Raw genomic sequence first — 12,806 nt, 5'->3', positions numbered from 1 at the left:
AAGCTCGAAGCTCGAACGCAGCCTAAATCCGGCGACCTTGAGGTCAAGCCTTTTGACTTAAAGCCCGCGCAGCAGGCGTTCTTCAATCTCCCGGACTCAGTCCGGGCTCTTCGACCTGACAAAAAAAGCCGGCCCCCGAGGGACCGGCTTTATTGTGCCGAAATGGCGAAGCCTGGCGAAGATTACTCTTCGGCAGCTTCCTCCACGACCGGACGGTCGACCAACTCGACATAAGCCATCGGTGCATTGTCTCCAGCACGGAAACCGCACTTGAGAATACGCACATAGCCACCCGGACGCTCGACATACCGCGGGCCCAGCTCGTTGAAGAGCTTGCCGACCGTTTCTTTGGAACGGGTGCGGTTGAAGGCCAAACGGCGGTTGGCGACACTGTCCTGCTTGGACAAGGTGATCAGCGGCTCGACGTGACGACGCAGTTCCTTGGCCTTGGGCAGGGTAGTCTTGATGACTTCGTGCTCGACTAGCGACACACACATGTTCTTGAACATGGCATGGCGATGCGAGCTCGTACGATTGAGGTGACGACCACTCTTACGATGACGCATGGTTGAAATTCCTTACCAAACTGGGACTCGAGTCGGCACTCACGCAGAGGCCTTGTCGTCCTTCAGGCTCGCCGGCGGCCAATTTTCCAGCCGCATGCCGAGGGAAAGACCGCGCGCTGCCAGAACGTCCTTGATTTCATTCAAGGACTTCTTGCCGAGGTTCGGGGTCTTCAACAGCTCCACTTCGGTACGCTGAATCAGATCACCGATATAATAGATATTCTCGGCTTTCAAGCAGTTGGCGCTGCGAACGGTCAACTCGAGATCGTCTACGGGGCGCAGTAGAATCGGATCGATCTGATCCTCTTCTTCTTCGACTTCCTGTTCCTTGTCGGCTTCGAGGTCGACGAACGCGCCCAACTGCTCTTGCAGGATGGTCGCGCTGCGACGAATCGCCTCTTCCGGATCCAAGGTGCCGTCGGTTTCCAAGTCGATAATCAGCTTATCGAGATCGGTACGCTGTTCGACACGCGCGGCTTCCACGGAGTAAGACACACGACGCACCGGGCTGAAGGTCGCATCCAGTTGGAGACGGCCGATCGCACGCGATTCGTCTTCCTCGGAAGCACGGGTATCCGCTGGCTCATAGCCACGACCGCGAACCACCTTGAGCTCCATTTTCAGCTCGCCGCTGTCGTTGAGGTGCGCGATAACGTGATCCGGGTTGATGACGTCGACACTATGATCGACGGCGATATCGCCCGCGGTCACCACACTCGGGCCCTGCTTGCTCAGCGTCAGAACCACTTCGTCACGGCCATGCATCTTGATGGCGACGTCCTTGAGGTTCAGGAGAATTTCGATGACGTCTTCTTGGACGCCTTCGATGGCGCTGTACTCGTGTAGAACGCCTTCAATCTCCGCTTCCACAATGGCGCAACCGGGCATGGAAGACAGCAGGATGCGACGCAGAGCATTCCCCAGGGTATGGCCGAAACCACGCTCGAACGGCTCGAGCACGATCTTCGCATGATTCGCGTTGATCTCTTCGACCTTGATGTCGCGAGGACGGAGAAACTCTGTCACTGAACGCTGCATAAGAACACCTTTCAGGCTGCCAAACGGATACTCGGTACTCGAAACCAGGCCCTGGCATGGGGCCTGGCGGCATCACGCAGAGGCTGCATGATTACTTCGAGTACAGCTCGACGATCAGGTTTTCGTTGATGTCGGCAGACAGGTCGCCGCGTTCCGGGACAGCCTTGAAAGTGCCTTCCATCTTCTTGGAGTCGACGTCGATCCAAGTCATATCGCCACGGTTGGCGGCGATTCCCAAGGCGTTTTGAATACGCGCCTGGTTCTTGGACTTTTCACGAACGGACACCACGTCACCCGGCTTGACCTGATAGGAAGCCACGTTGACGCTACGGCCATTCACGGCAATTGCCTTGTGGCTGACCAACTGACGCGCTTCGGAGCGCGTGGAGCCAAAGCCCATACGGTAGACGACATTGTCCAGTCGGGATTCGAGAAGCTGCAGCAACAATTCGCCGGTCGCGCCCTTGAGGCGGGCCGCTTCCTTGTAATAGTTGCGGAACTGCTTCTCGAGTACGCCATACATGCGACGTACTTTCTGCTTCTCACGAAGCTGCAAGCCGTAGTCGGAAAGACGCTGACGGCGCTGGCCGTGGACACCCGGGATCTGCTCGGATTTGCACTTTTTCTCGAAGGGAGTCACACCGCTCTTCAAGAAGAGGTCGGTGCCTTCACGACGAGACAGTTTGCACTTCGGTCCAATATAACGTGCCATGAATCTGTCTCCTTAAACGCGGCGTTTCTTCGGCGGACGGCAGCCGTTATGGGGAACGGGCGTCGCGTCGGTAATGCTCTGCACGCGGAAACCCGCGCCATTGAGCGCACGCACGGCGGATTCACGGCCGGGACCGGGTCCCTTGACCAGCACGTCGACGTTTTTCACACCATACTCGGCTGCAGCGGTCGCTGCACGTTCGCTTGCTACTTGAGCAGCGAACGGGGTGCTCTTGCGAGAACCACGAAAACCCGAACCACCGGCAGTCGCCCAAGAAAGAGCGTTGCCCTGGCGGTCTGTGATCGTCACGATCGTGTTGTTAAAAGAGGCATGGATGTGGGCAACCGCATCCACTACCTGCTTTTTCACCTTTTTACGGTTACTACGCGGGTTAGCCATGTTGATGTCTATTCCTGTCTTAACGCACGAACATGCGTTTTATTTGCGAATCGGCTTACGCGGGCCCTTACGGGTACGCGCATTGGTCTTGGTACGCTGCCCACGCAGCGGAAGACCACGACGATGACGCAGACCACGATAGCAACCCAGATCCATGAGACGCTTGATGTTAAGCGTCGTATCACGGCGAAGGTCGCCTTCAACGGTATACTTGCCGACTTCGTTACGCAGGACATCCACCTCGTCGGCGGACAGATCCTGAACTTTCGTCGTCGGCGCGATGCCGGTCGCGACGCAGATTTCCTGCGCACGTGTACGGCCAATCCCGAAGATGTAGGTCAGCGAGATCGCCGCATGCTTATTGTCCGGGATATTGACGCCTGCAATACGGGCCATCAGCTTACTCCGAATGTTGAGCGGCTTGCTCGTTTAGTCGTCTATAAGGGCGCAATAGCATACCCCTTTGTCTCTTAGGAGACAAGGGGTATGCCTGCACCCGCTTTTAAGTCAGCGCAGGATCAACCCTGGCGCTGCTTATGCCGCGGTTCGCTACAGATGACACGAATCGCGCCATTGCGCCGAATGATCTTGCAGTTACGGCACATTTTCTTGACGGAAGCTCGAACTTTCATCGTTCTCTCCAAAAAACCTAGCGGGGCTCGTTTAACGCAGGATACCGCCGCTGCCATAGCCTTTCAGGTTGGACTTCTTCATCACCGATTCATATTGATTCGACATCAGATGCGACTGCACCTGGGCCATGAAGTCCATGACCACCACCACCACGATGAGCAAGGAAGTGCCGCCAAAGTAGAAAGGCACATCCCACGCCACCACGAGGAACTGAGGCATCAGGGAAACTGCGGTGATGTACAAGGCGCCGAAAAGCGTCAGACGCGTCATGACCTTATCGACATAGCGGGACGTTTGTTCGCCCGGGCGAATCCCAGGTAGAAACGCACCCGACTTCTTGAGGTTGTCGGCAACATCCTTGGGATTGAAGACCAACGCCGTGTAAAAGAAGCAGAAGAATAGCACCGCCGCCGCGAAAAGCAAGATGTACAACGGCTGTCCTGGCCCAAGCGCTTGCGACACCGTCTGCAACCAGGCCATGTTCTGCCCGTCACCTATCCACTGGCCAATCGAGGCCGGGAACAACAAGATACTGGAGGCAAAGATCGGCGGAATGACACCGGCCATATTGACCTTCAGCGGCAGATAGCTACTCTGCCCGGCATACATCTTGTTGCCTACCTGACGACGCGGATAATTCACCTTGATCCGCCGCTGGCCACGTTCGATGAAGACCACGAATGCCACGGTCGCGATCCCCAGGACTGCCAACGACAACAACGGCAAGATATTCCAGGCCCCATCGTTTCGTGCCAGCTCGAAAGACTGACCGATAGCACTCGGGAGGCCCGCCACGATACCCGCGAAGATGATAAGGGAAATGCCGTTACCAATTCCTTTCTCGGTGATCTGCTCGCCCAGCCACATCAGGAACACGGCACCCGCGACAAACGTCACGATTGCTGTGAAGTAGAAGCTGAGATCGCCGCTATAGGCGACGCCCTGTCCGACCAGACCGACTGCCATGCCGGTCGCTTGGATCAATGCCAGCAGCACCGTACCGTAGCGCGTGTACTGGTTGATCTTGCGCCGGCCAGCCTCACCTTCCTTCTTCAGCTGTTCCAGCTGAGGCGAGACCGCCGTCAGGAGCTGCATGATAATCGACGCGGAGATATACGGCATGATCCCCAGCGCAAAAATACTCATGCGCGACAACGCACCACCCGAAAACATGTTGAACATGCCCAGGATGGTGCCTTGATTTTCCCTGAACAAGGCAGCGAGCTGGTCAGGATTGATGCCAGGCACCGGGATATGGGCACCGATGCGGTACACCACGATGGCGATGAACACGAAACGCAAACGCGCCCAAAGTTCACTCAGACCACTTCCACTGGCCGGCATGTTTCCTGACTTAGCCATTTAGTCCTCTACCTTGCCACCGGCAGCTTCGATCGCGCCACGGGCACCCTTGGTGACCTTGAGACCACGAACCGTGACTGCTTTGTTCAGTTCACCGGAGAGAATCACCTTCGCGTACTTGGTATTATCTTTAAGTACGTTGGCTTTCTTAAGGCTATCCAGATCGACGATATCACCGTCGATCTTGGCCAACTCCGCCACGCGCACCTCTTCAGATGCCAGCGACTTGATGGACGTGAAACCGTATTTCGGCAGACGACGCTGCAAAGGCATCTGACCGCCTTCGAAACCCGGCTTCACGGACCCACCGGAGCGTGACTTCTGGCCTTTGTGGCCTCGGCCACCGGTCTTGCCCAGACCGGAACCAATGCCACGGCCGACGCGCTTCTCGGCGTGCTTCGAACCCAGTGCCGGGCTCAGACTATTGAGTTTCATGGGTTACTCTCCCTCAACACGCACAAGGTAATTAACCTTGTTGACCATACCGCGTACGGCGGGGGTGTCTTCCAGCTCAACCGTGTGACCGATGCGGCGTAGGCCCAAGCCACGAATAGTGGCCTTGTGCTTTTCCAGAATGCCGATGGTACTACGAGTCTGGGTAACCTTGATCGTTGCTGCTGCCATGATGCCTTACCCCGCGAGCTCTTCGACGGACATACCACGTTTAGCGGCAATATCCTCCGGAGACTGCATGGCGGCGAGACCTTTGACCGTCGCGCGCACCACGTTCACCGGGTTAGTGGAACCGTAACACTTGGCGAGAACGTCATGGACGCCTGCCAGTTCGAGTACGGAGCGCATGGCACCGCCAGCAATGATGCCAGTACCTTCAGACGCCGGCTGCATGTACACCTTGGAGGCACCATGACGGGCCTTCGTGGGGTACTGCAGCGTAGAGCCACTGAGACTTACCTTCACCATGTTGCGGCGAGCCTGATCCATCGCCTTCTGAATCGCGACAGGCACTTCACGTGCTTTGCCACGACCGAAGCCGACACGACCATTGCCATCGCCAACGACGGTCAGTGCGGTGAAGCCGAAAATACGACCACCTTTCACCACCTTGGCGACGCGGTTTACCTGCACGAGTTTCTCTTGCAGATCGCCGCCCTTCTGTTCGTTATTCGCCATCGTAAAACCCTTTAGAATTCCAGGCCGCCTTCACGAGCGGCATCTGCCAGGGCCTTGATGCGACCGTGGTATTTAAACCCGGCACGATCAAAGGCCACCTCGGTGATGCCCGCTTCCTTTGCGCGTTCGGCAATCAGGGCGCCCACCTTGGAGGCGGCGTCAGAATTGCCCGTGGATCCTTCACGCAGGCTCTTATCGAGCGTGGATGCGCTGGCCAGCACTTGGCCACCATCCGGCGAAATGATCTGCGCGTAGATGTGGCGCGGCGTGCGATTGACGCACAAGCGAGACACGCCAAGCTCGCGGATTTTGGCGCGAGCACGGCGGGCACGACGGAGACGAGATTCTTTCTTCGCGTTCATAACCCTGCCTTACTTCTTCTTGGCTTCTTTGCGGCGGACTTCTTCGTCGCCATACCGAATTCCCTTGCCCTTGTAGGGTTCGGGCGGACGGAAGGCACGAATTTCCGCTGCAACTTGGCCGAGCTTCTGCTTGTCCGCGCTTTTCAGCACGACCGTGGTGTTCTTCGGCGTTTCAGCCGTCACACCTTCAGGCAGCGTATACTCGACGGGGTGCGAGAAGCCTAGTGTCAGGTTGAGTGTGTTGCCGCTTGCTTGTGCGCGGTAACCGACACCGTTGATCTCGAGAGACCTGCTAAAGCCTTCCGAGACGCCGGTAACGAGATTCTGTACCAGCGCACGGGTGGTTCCGACCATCGCCCAGCTTTTGGCGGACTCGCTCGGATTAAATGTCAGTTGGCCTTCTTCCTGGCCCACGGTGACATCGGAATGCACGTTCATGGAGAGCGTGCCCTGACCGCCCTTGACGGTCAGCTTGTCGGCCTCGAGTTTCACCTCGACGCCACTCGGCAATTTCACCGGATATTTGGCTACGCGGGACATTCCAAACTCCTAGAATACGGTGCAGATGACTTCACCACCGACACCGGCCTGACGCGCCGCACGATCCGTCATCACACCCTGAGAAGTGGTGACGATCGCGATGCCCAGACCATCCGCGACTTTCGGTAGCGCATCCTTGCCCTTGTAAGAGCGTAGGGACGGCTTTGAAAAGCGCTGGATGTGATCGATGACCGGCTTACCCTCGAAGTACTTGAGCGTAACGGTCAATTGGGGCTTTGCGCCTTCCGTGACGGTGAAGTCGTGGATATAGCCCTCTTCCTTCAATACGCGAGCCACCTCGACCTTGAGGTTGGAAGACGGCATGGAAACCGTCTCCTTGGTGGCCATCTGCGCATTGCGGATACGGGTAAACATATCCGCCAGAGTATCTTGCATGCTCATTACGTTGCGCTCCTGATTCTCGCGTAGCTTACCAGCTGGACTTCTTGAGCCCAGGTACGTCGCCACGCATGGCGGCTTCACGCAGTTTGTTGCGGCCCAAACCGAACTTGTTGTAGAAGCCGTGAGGACGACCGGTCACACGGCAGCGATTACGCTGACGCACCGGGCTGGAATCGCGCGGCAACTCCTGAAGTTTCAGTTGGGCGTCGAAGCGCTCTTCATCAGAAGCGTTGACGTCATAGATGACGGCCTTGAGCTCGGCACGCTTGGCCGCGTACTTGTCTACCAGCTTCGCGCGCTTGAGCTCACGCTCAATCATGCTTTTCTTTGCCATGATCCCACCCTTATTTCTTGAACGGGAAGTTCAGCGCGCTCAGCAGCGCACGGCCTTCTTCATCGGTGTTGGCAGTGGTGGTGATTGTGACATCCAACCCGCGAATACGATCAATCTTATCATATTCGAGCTCGGGAAAGATGATCTGTTCACGCACGCCCATAGAGTAATTGCCACGACCATCGAAGGACTTGGGGTTCAGACCACGAAAGTCACGAACGCGCGGAATCGCGACGTTCACGAGACGATCGAGGAAATCCCACATCCGTTCGCGACGTAAAGTCACCTTGATGCCGATCGGCCAGCCTTCGCGGACCTTGAAGCCTGCGATAGACTTGCGCGCCTTGGTCACTATCGGCTTCTGACCGGAAAGTTTCTCCAGGTCGCCGATGGCGTTGTCGATCAGCTTTTTATCGCTGGTCGCATCGCCGATGCCCATATTAAGGGTCACCTTGGTGATCCGTGGTATCTGCATCACGTTGGCGTAGCTGAACTGCTCTTGGAGCTGAGCTGCCACCTCGTTCTGATAACGTTCTTTCAAGTTCGCCATTTTGCTACCCGGCTCGCGTTAGGCGTCGATCTGCTTTTGCGTCGACTTGTAGATACGTACCTTGGTACCGTCTTCCTGAATCTGGAAGCCGACGCGATCCGCCTTGCCGGTCTCCTGATTGAAGATGGCCACGTTAGATGCGTGAATCGGGGCCTCACGCTCGACGATACCCCCCTGCTTGCCTTGCATGGGGTTAGGCTTGGTGTGACGTTTAATCATGTTCACACCGGACACGACATAGGTTCCGTCCAGGACCCGTTTAATCGTGCCGCGCTTGCCCTTGTCCTTGCCGGCAATGACGATCACTTCGTCGTCACGTTTAATCTTACGCATATCCGCCTCGCTCCTCACAGCACTTCAGGCGCCAGGGAAATGATCTTCATGAACTTCTCGTTGCGAAGCTCACGCGTAACCGGCCCGAAGATACGGGTACCGATCGGCTGCTCGTTGGCATTTTGCAACAGAACGGCCGCATTTCCATCGAAGCGGATCAGTGAACCGTCTGTACGACGGACACCACTCTTGGTACGTACAACGACAGCCTTGAGGACCTGGCCTTTTTTGACCCTGCCTCGCGGAATCGCTTCCTTGACCGTCACTTTGATGACATCACCAACACGGGCGTAACGGCGGTGCGACCCGCCCAGCACCTTGATGCATTGCACCCGGCGCGCGCCACTGTTGTCGGCGACATTCAGCATTGTCTGCGTCTGAATCATCGGTTTTCTCCAAACCTAAACTGACTGCACTGGTGAAAGGCTCTGGCCTGCTCAGCCCTTGGCCTGCTCGACCACCTCGACCAGCGTCCAGGCTTTCAACTTGGAGATCGGGCGGCACTCTTCAATAGAGACCGTGTCGCCGACCTTTGCCTGGTTCGCCTCGTCATGGGCGTGCAGTTTGGTGGAGCGTTTCACGTACTTGTCGTAAATCGGATGCCGGACACGGCGCTCGACCTGAACGACGACGGACTTGTCCATCTTGTCGCTCACGACCTTGCCATTCAGTGTACGGGCATTATTTTCTTCAGCCATCTCAGTCACCTGCCTTCTCATTGAGCACAGTCTTAACGCGAGCGATATCGCGACGCACCTGCTTGAGCAGATGGGTCTGGCTCAGCTGACCGGTGGCCTTCTGCATGCGCAGGTTGAACTGCTCCCGGAGGAGCTCGAGCAGCTGCTGCTGAAGCGCTTCGACTGATTTTTCACGAATTTCTTGGGCTTTCATCACATCACCGTCCGTTTCACAAAGGTGGTGGAGACCGGAAACTTCTGGGCGGCCAGGTCAAACGCCTCACGCGCCAGTTCCTCGGAAACGCCTTCGATCTCGTAGAGCACCTTTCCGGGCTGGATTTGGGCGACCCAGTATTCAACAGAGCCCTTACCCTTACCCATACGGACTTCCAACGGCTTCTCGGTAATCGGCTTATCCGGGAAGACGCGGATCCAGATCTTACCGCCACGCTTGACGTGACGTGTAATGGCACGGCGGCCGGCTTCGATCTGGCGAGCGGTGATACGTCCGCGACCGGTGGCTTTCAGGCCGTACTCGCCGAAGCTCACCTTGCTTCCGCGATGCGCGAGACCGCGGTTACGGCCTTTTTGCACCTTGCGAAATTTCGTACGCTTGGGTTGTAACATCGATCACTCTCCCCTTACTTGGAACCTTTCTTCTTGGGCCCCGGTGCCTGAGCTTGCTTCTGCTTGGCACGCACTTCCTCGATACCGCCGAGGATCTCACCCTTGAAGACCCACACTTTGACGCCGATAACGCCGTAAGTGGTGTGCGCTTCGTAAGTGGCGTAATCGATGTCAGCGCGCAGCGTGTGCAGCGGCACGCGACCTTCGCGGTACCATTCGGTACGCGCGATTTCCGCACCACCAAGACGCCCTGAAAGCTGAATCTTGATGCCGCCGGCGCCGAGACGCATAGCGTTCTGTACGGCGCGCTTCATGGCGCGGCGGAACATCACACGGCGCTCAAGCTGTCCGCACACGTTCTGTGCGACAAGCTGAGCGTCGAGTTCCGGCTTGCGCACCTCTTCGATATTGACGTGCACAGGCACGCCCATCATCTCGGAGACGTCGCGACGCAGGCGATCGACATCCTCGCCCTTCTTACCAATCACGATACCCGGACGAGCAGTGTGAATGGTGATACGTGCGTTATTTGCTGGACGCTCGATGGTGATATCGCTCACGGAGGCGTTCTTCAAACGCTGCTCCAGGAAGCTACGCACTTCGAGGTCATTATTCAGCTTATCGGCATAAGCACCACGCTCTGCGTACCAGACGGAGCGGTGATCCTTGACGATGCCTAGCCGAATACCTGTCGGATTTACTTTCTGACCCATCTGGTCGACTCCTACTTCTCGGCTACCTTGACGGTGATGTGGCAGGTGCGCTTCAAGATGCGATCCGCACGGCCCTTGGCGCGAGGCTGGATGCGCTTAAGCGTCATGCCCTCATCGACGCAGATGGTCGAGACACGCAGCTCGTCGATGTCCATGCCATTGTTTTCTTCCGCATTCGCGATGGCGGACTGAAGCACTTTCTTGACGATTTTCGCCGCTTTTTTCGGCGAATATGTCAATGAATCCAGTGCTTCGGCGACCGGCTTACCGCGCACCAGGTCAGCCACCAAACGGGCCTTCTGGGCGGATAAACGAGCGCCACGCAGCTTTGCAGTGACTTCCATCTCTAACCTCTCTGGCTTACCGTTTGGCTTTCTTGTCCGCCGCATGACCGCGATAAGTGCGGGTCGCAGCGAATTCGCCCAGCTTGTGGCCAACCATTTCCTCGGAGACATGCACCGGGACGTGTTGGCGACCGTTATGGACTGCAATGGTGAGCCCGACCATATTGGGCAGGATCATGGAGCGACGCGACCAAGTCTTGATCGGTTTGCGATCGCTCTTCTCCACTGCAGTCTCAACCTTCTTCAACAGATGAAGGTCAATAAAGGGACCTTTCTTCAGTGAACGTGGCACAGCCGTTACCTCTTGATGTCTTGGCGTTGGATCTTACTTCCGGGCCTTGCGGCGACGGACGATCAGCTTTTCGGTGCGCTTGTTCTTGCGGGTCTTGTGGCCCTTGGTGGGAATACCCCATGGGCTGACCGGATGACGCCCCCCGCTGGAGCGGCCTTCACCACCACCATGCGGATGGTCCACCGGGTTCATCGCAACACCGCGAACCGTCGGGCGCACGCCTCTCCAGCGCTTCGCACCGGCCTTGCCAAGTTGACGGAGGCTGTGCTCTGAATTGCCCACTTCTCCCAAGGTGGCACGGCATTCTGCCAGAATCTTGCGCATCTCGCCGGAACGTAGACGCACAGTGGCATAGTTGCCTTCACGTGCTACCAATTGGGCGCTGGCCCCGGCACTCCGCGCGATCTGTGCACCCTTGCCGGGCTTCATCTCGATGCAGTGCACGGTAGACCCTACCGGAATGTTACGCAGCGGCAGCGCATTACCGCGCTTGATCGCTGCATTGACGCCGGACTCCAAGCGATCGCCCGCTTTCACACCACGCGGCGCGATGATGTAGCGGCGTTCGCCATCCAGGTACTTGAGCAGCGCAATGTTGGCGCTACGATTGGGATCGTATTCGAGGCGCTCAACGACGGCGGCAACGCCATCCTTGGCACGTTTGAAATCGATCACACGATAGTGCTGACGGTGACCACCCCCGACATGACGGGTAGTGATACGACCGTTATTATTACGACCGCCGCTCTTGGATTGCTTCTCCAATAGACCGGCATAAGGGCGGCCCTTGTAGAGCTCGTCGTTGACGACTTTGACGACGTGACGACGACCGGCGGACGTGGGTTTGGTCTTAACAATTGCCATGATCCGTGCTCCTGCCTTACTCGGCGCCAGAGAAGTCTTCGAGAGTCTCGCCGGCCGCCAGTGTGACGTATGCCTTGCGATATCCCTTGCGCAGACCAACACCGTGTTGCGTGCGCTTGGTCTTACCTTTGACGTTCAAGACCTGCACACCGGCGACCTTCTTTTCGAAGAGCGCTTCGACGGCTTTCTTGATCTCGGGCTTGGTCGCGTCCTGGGCCACCTTGAACACGTACTGGTTGTTTTCGGCGGCGAATGCGGCCTTCTCGGTCATGTGAGGCCCGAGCAGAACCTTGAATACGCGTTCCTGGTTCATCCCAGCTTCTCCTCGAATTTACGCAGAGCGGAAACGGTGACCAGCACCTTGTCAAAGGCAATCAAGCTCACCGGATCGGCAGCCGCGACATCCACCACATCGACGTAGGGAATGTTACGCGCGGCGAGAAACAGCTTTTCGTCGATATCTTCGGTGACGATCAGCGCTTTCTCGAGATCCAGGTCCTTCAGCTTGGCAATCAGCTGCTTGGTCTTGGGGGCATCCACCGCAATGCTGTCAACGACAACCAGACGTTCCTGACGCACCAGCTCGGAGAGAATCGAGCGCATGGCCGCGCGGTACATCTTGCGATTGACTTTCTGGGTGTGGTCTTGCGGGCGTGCCGCAAAGGTCACACCACCACTACGCCACAGCGGCGAGCGGATAGTGCCGGCACGTGCACGGCCGGTTCCTTTTTGACGCCACGGCTTCTTGCCGCCGCCACGTACTTCAGCGCGAGTCTTCTGTGCACGAGTCCCCTGGCGACCGGCTGCGAAATACGCAGTCACGACCTGATGGACCAGTGACTCGTTAAACTCTTTACCGAAGGTAGCGTCGGACACTTCGACAGTGCCGGCTTCGGCACCTGCGAGATTCAAATTCATCGGTCTCAT

General features: G+C 57.2%; 26 protein-coding genes. All 26 read right to left on the bottom strand.

The window, feature by feature from the left end; translation table 11 throughout:
• Positions 1 to 182: 182 nt before the first annotated feature.
• Positions 183 to 566, bottom strand: coding sequence for a 50S ribosomal protein L17 (rplQ, locus tag L1073_RS16290; RefSeq protein WP_246901062.1), 384 nt, complete (start codon positions 564 to 566; stop codon positions 183 to 185).
• Positions 567 to 605: 39 nt separating this feature from the next.
• The gene (locus L1073_RS16285; protein WP_246901060.1) at positions 606 to 1,604 is read right to left on the bottom strand and encodes a DNA-directed RNA polymerase subunit alpha; all 999 of its coding nucleotides are present in this window, start codon (positions 1,602 to 1,604) and stop codon (positions 606 to 608) included.
• Positions 1,605 to 1,695: 91 nt separating this feature from the next.
• A complete protein-coding gene (rpsD, locus tag L1073_RS16280; protein WP_246901051.1) occupies positions 1,696 to 2,316 on the bottom strand; it encodes a 30S ribosomal protein S4 in 621 nt (206 codons plus the stop codon).
• Positions 2,317 to 2,328: 12 nt separating this feature from the next.
• Complete coding sequence (gene rpsK / locus L1073_RS16275; RefSeq protein WP_246901049.1) at positions 2,329 to 2,715, bottom strand: 30S ribosomal protein S11; 387 nt, start codon at positions 2,713 to 2,715, stop codon at positions 2,329 to 2,331.
• Between the two features lie 39 nt (positions 2,716 to 2,754).
• Positions 2,755 to 3,111 (bottom strand): 30S ribosomal protein S13, encoded by a 357-nt coding sequence (gene rpsM, locus L1073_RS16270; protein ID WP_246901047.1) that lies wholly within the window; start codon positions 3,109 to 3,111, stop codon positions 2,755 to 2,757.
• A 122-nt stretch (positions 3,112 to 3,233) separates the two neighbouring features.
• On the bottom strand, positions 3,234 to 3,347 hold the full coding sequence (gene rpmJ / locus L1073_RS16265; protein WP_075369409.1) for a 50S ribosomal protein L36: 114 nt from the start codon (positions 3,345 to 3,347) through the stop codon (positions 3,234 to 3,236).
• Positions 3,348 to 3,378: 31 nt separating this feature from the next.
• Positions 3,379 to 4,710 (bottom strand): preprotein translocase subunit SecY, encoded by a 1,332-nt coding sequence (gene secY, locus L1073_RS16260; protein ID WP_246901045.1) that lies wholly within the window; start codon positions 4,708 to 4,710, stop codon positions 3,379 to 3,381.
• Positions 4,711 to 5,145, bottom strand: a complete 435-nt coding sequence (gene rplO / locus L1073_RS16255; RefSeq protein ID WP_075369411.1) for a 50S ribosomal protein L15 — start codon at positions 5,143 to 5,145, stop codon at positions 4,711 to 4,713.
• Positions 5,146 to 5,148: 3 nt separating this feature from the next.
• Positions 5,149 to 5,334 (bottom strand): 50S ribosomal protein L30, encoded by a 186-nt coding sequence (gene rpmD, locus L1073_RS16250; RefSeq protein ID WP_040239387.1) that lies wholly within the window; start codon positions 5,332 to 5,334, stop codon positions 5,149 to 5,151.
• Positions 5,335 to 5,340: 6 nt separating this feature from the next.
• Positions 5,341 to 5,841 (bottom strand): 30S ribosomal protein S5, encoded by a 501-nt coding sequence (rpsE, locus tag L1073_RS16245; RefSeq protein WP_246901043.1) that lies wholly within the window; start codon positions 5,839 to 5,841, stop codon positions 5,341 to 5,343.
• Positions 5,842 to 5,852: 11 nt separating this feature from the next.
• Entirely contained in the window at positions 5,853 to 6,203 is a 351-nt protein-coding gene (gene rplR / locus L1073_RS16240; RefSeq protein ID WP_246901040.1) for a 50S ribosomal protein L18, read from the bottom strand.
• A gap of 9 nt (positions 6,204 to 6,212) precedes the next feature.
• On the bottom strand, positions 6,213 to 6,743 hold the full coding sequence (gene rplF / locus L1073_RS16235; protein ID WP_246901031.1) for a 50S ribosomal protein L6: 531 nt from the start codon (positions 6,741 to 6,743) through the stop codon (positions 6,213 to 6,215).
• Between the two features lie 9 nt (positions 6,744 to 6,752).
• Positions 6,753 to 7,145, bottom strand: coding sequence for a 30S ribosomal protein S8 (rpsH, locus tag L1073_RS16230; protein WP_246901028.1), 393 nt, complete (start codon positions 7,143 to 7,145; stop codon positions 6,753 to 6,755).
• A 28-nt stretch (positions 7,146 to 7,173) separates the two neighbouring features.
• Positions 7,174 to 7,479 carry a 30S ribosomal protein S14 gene (rpsN, locus tag L1073_RS16225; RefSeq protein ID WP_040239397.1) on the bottom strand — a complete coding sequence of 102 codons (306 nt, stop codon included), beginning with the start codon at positions 7,477 to 7,479 and terminating at the stop codon, positions 7,174 to 7,176.
• Positions 7,480 to 7,489: 10 nt separating this feature from the next.
• Positions 7,490 to 8,029: a 50S ribosomal protein L5 gene (rplE, locus tag L1073_RS16220; protein ID WP_246901026.1), complete on the bottom strand. Its 540-nt coding sequence runs from the start codon at positions 8,027 to 8,029 to the stop codon at positions 7,490 to 7,492.
• A gap of 18 nt (positions 8,030 to 8,047) precedes the next feature.
• Entirely contained in the window at positions 8,048 to 8,362 is a 315-nt protein-coding gene (rplX, locus tag L1073_RS16215; RefSeq protein ID WP_246901024.1) for a 50S ribosomal protein L24, read from the bottom strand.
• 14 nt (positions 8,363 to 8,376) lie between these two features.
• Entirely contained in the window at positions 8,377 to 8,748 is a 372-nt protein-coding gene (gene rplN / locus L1073_RS16210; RefSeq protein ID WP_246901022.1) for a 50S ribosomal protein L14, read from the bottom strand.
• 51 nt (positions 8,749 to 8,799) lie between these two features.
• On the bottom strand, positions 8,800 to 9,060 hold the full coding sequence (rpsQ, locus tag L1073_RS16205; RefSeq protein WP_040239407.1) for a 30S ribosomal protein S17: 261 nt from the start codon (positions 9,058 to 9,060) through the stop codon (positions 8,800 to 8,802).
• Position 9,061: 1 nt separating this feature from the next.
• On the bottom strand, positions 9,062 to 9,253 hold the full coding sequence (gene rpmC, locus L1073_RS16200; RefSeq protein ID WP_011505737.1) for a 50S ribosomal protein L29: 192 nt from the start codon (positions 9,251 to 9,253) through the stop codon (positions 9,062 to 9,064).
• Positions 9,253 to 9,666 (bottom strand): 50S ribosomal protein L16, encoded by a 414-nt coding sequence (gene rplP / locus L1073_RS16195; RefSeq protein WP_011505736.1) that lies wholly within the window; start codon positions 9,664 to 9,666, stop codon positions 9,253 to 9,255. Before rplP ends, rpmC begins: the two co-directional genes overlap by 1 nt.
• Before the next feature lie 14 nt (positions 9,667 to 9,680).
• On the bottom strand, positions 9,681 to 10,379 hold the full coding sequence (gene rpsC / locus L1073_RS16190) for a 30S ribosomal protein S3 (protein WP_246901019.1): 699 nt from the start codon (positions 10,377 to 10,379) through the stop codon (positions 9,681 to 9,683).
• An 11-nt stretch (positions 10,380 to 10,390) separates the two neighbouring features.
• Complete coding sequence (gene rplV / locus L1073_RS16185) at positions 10,391 to 10,723, bottom strand: 50S ribosomal protein L22 (RefSeq protein ID WP_246901017.1); 333 nt, start codon at positions 10,721 to 10,723, stop codon at positions 10,391 to 10,393.
• 16 nt (positions 10,724 to 10,739) lie between these two features.
• The gene (gene rpsS / locus L1073_RS16180) at positions 10,740 to 11,015 is read right to left on the bottom strand and encodes a 30S ribosomal protein S19 (protein WP_011505733.1); all 276 of its coding nucleotides are present in this window, start codon (positions 11,013 to 11,015) and stop codon (positions 10,740 to 10,742) included.
• 33 nt (positions 11,016 to 11,048) lie between these two features.
• A complete protein-coding gene (rplB, locus tag L1073_RS16175) occupies positions 11,049 to 11,879 on the bottom strand; it encodes a 50S ribosomal protein L2 (protein WP_246901015.1) in 831 nt (276 codons plus the stop codon).
• Between the two features lie 16 nt (positions 11,880 to 11,895).
• Entirely contained in the window at positions 11,896 to 12,192 is a 297-nt protein-coding gene (gene rplW, locus L1073_RS16170; RefSeq protein ID WP_040239417.1) for a 50S ribosomal protein L23, read from the bottom strand.
• Positions 12,189 to 12,797, bottom strand: a complete 609-nt coding sequence (rplD, locus tag L1073_RS16165; protein WP_246901013.1) for a 50S ribosomal protein L4 — start codon at positions 12,795 to 12,797, stop codon at positions 12,189 to 12,191. Before rplD ends, rplW begins: the two co-directional genes overlap by 4 nt.
• Between the last annotated feature and the right edge of the window lie 9 nt (positions 12,798 to 12,806).

It is taken from the genome of Chromohalobacter nigrandesensis (assembly GCF_023061285.1).
In the GTDB taxonomy this organism is placed as follows: Bacteria; Pseudomonadota; Gammaproteobacteria; order Pseudomonadales; family Halomonadaceae; genus Chromohalobacter; species Chromohalobacter nigrandesensis.
This window is presented reverse-complemented; position numbering and strand designations above follow the sequence as displayed.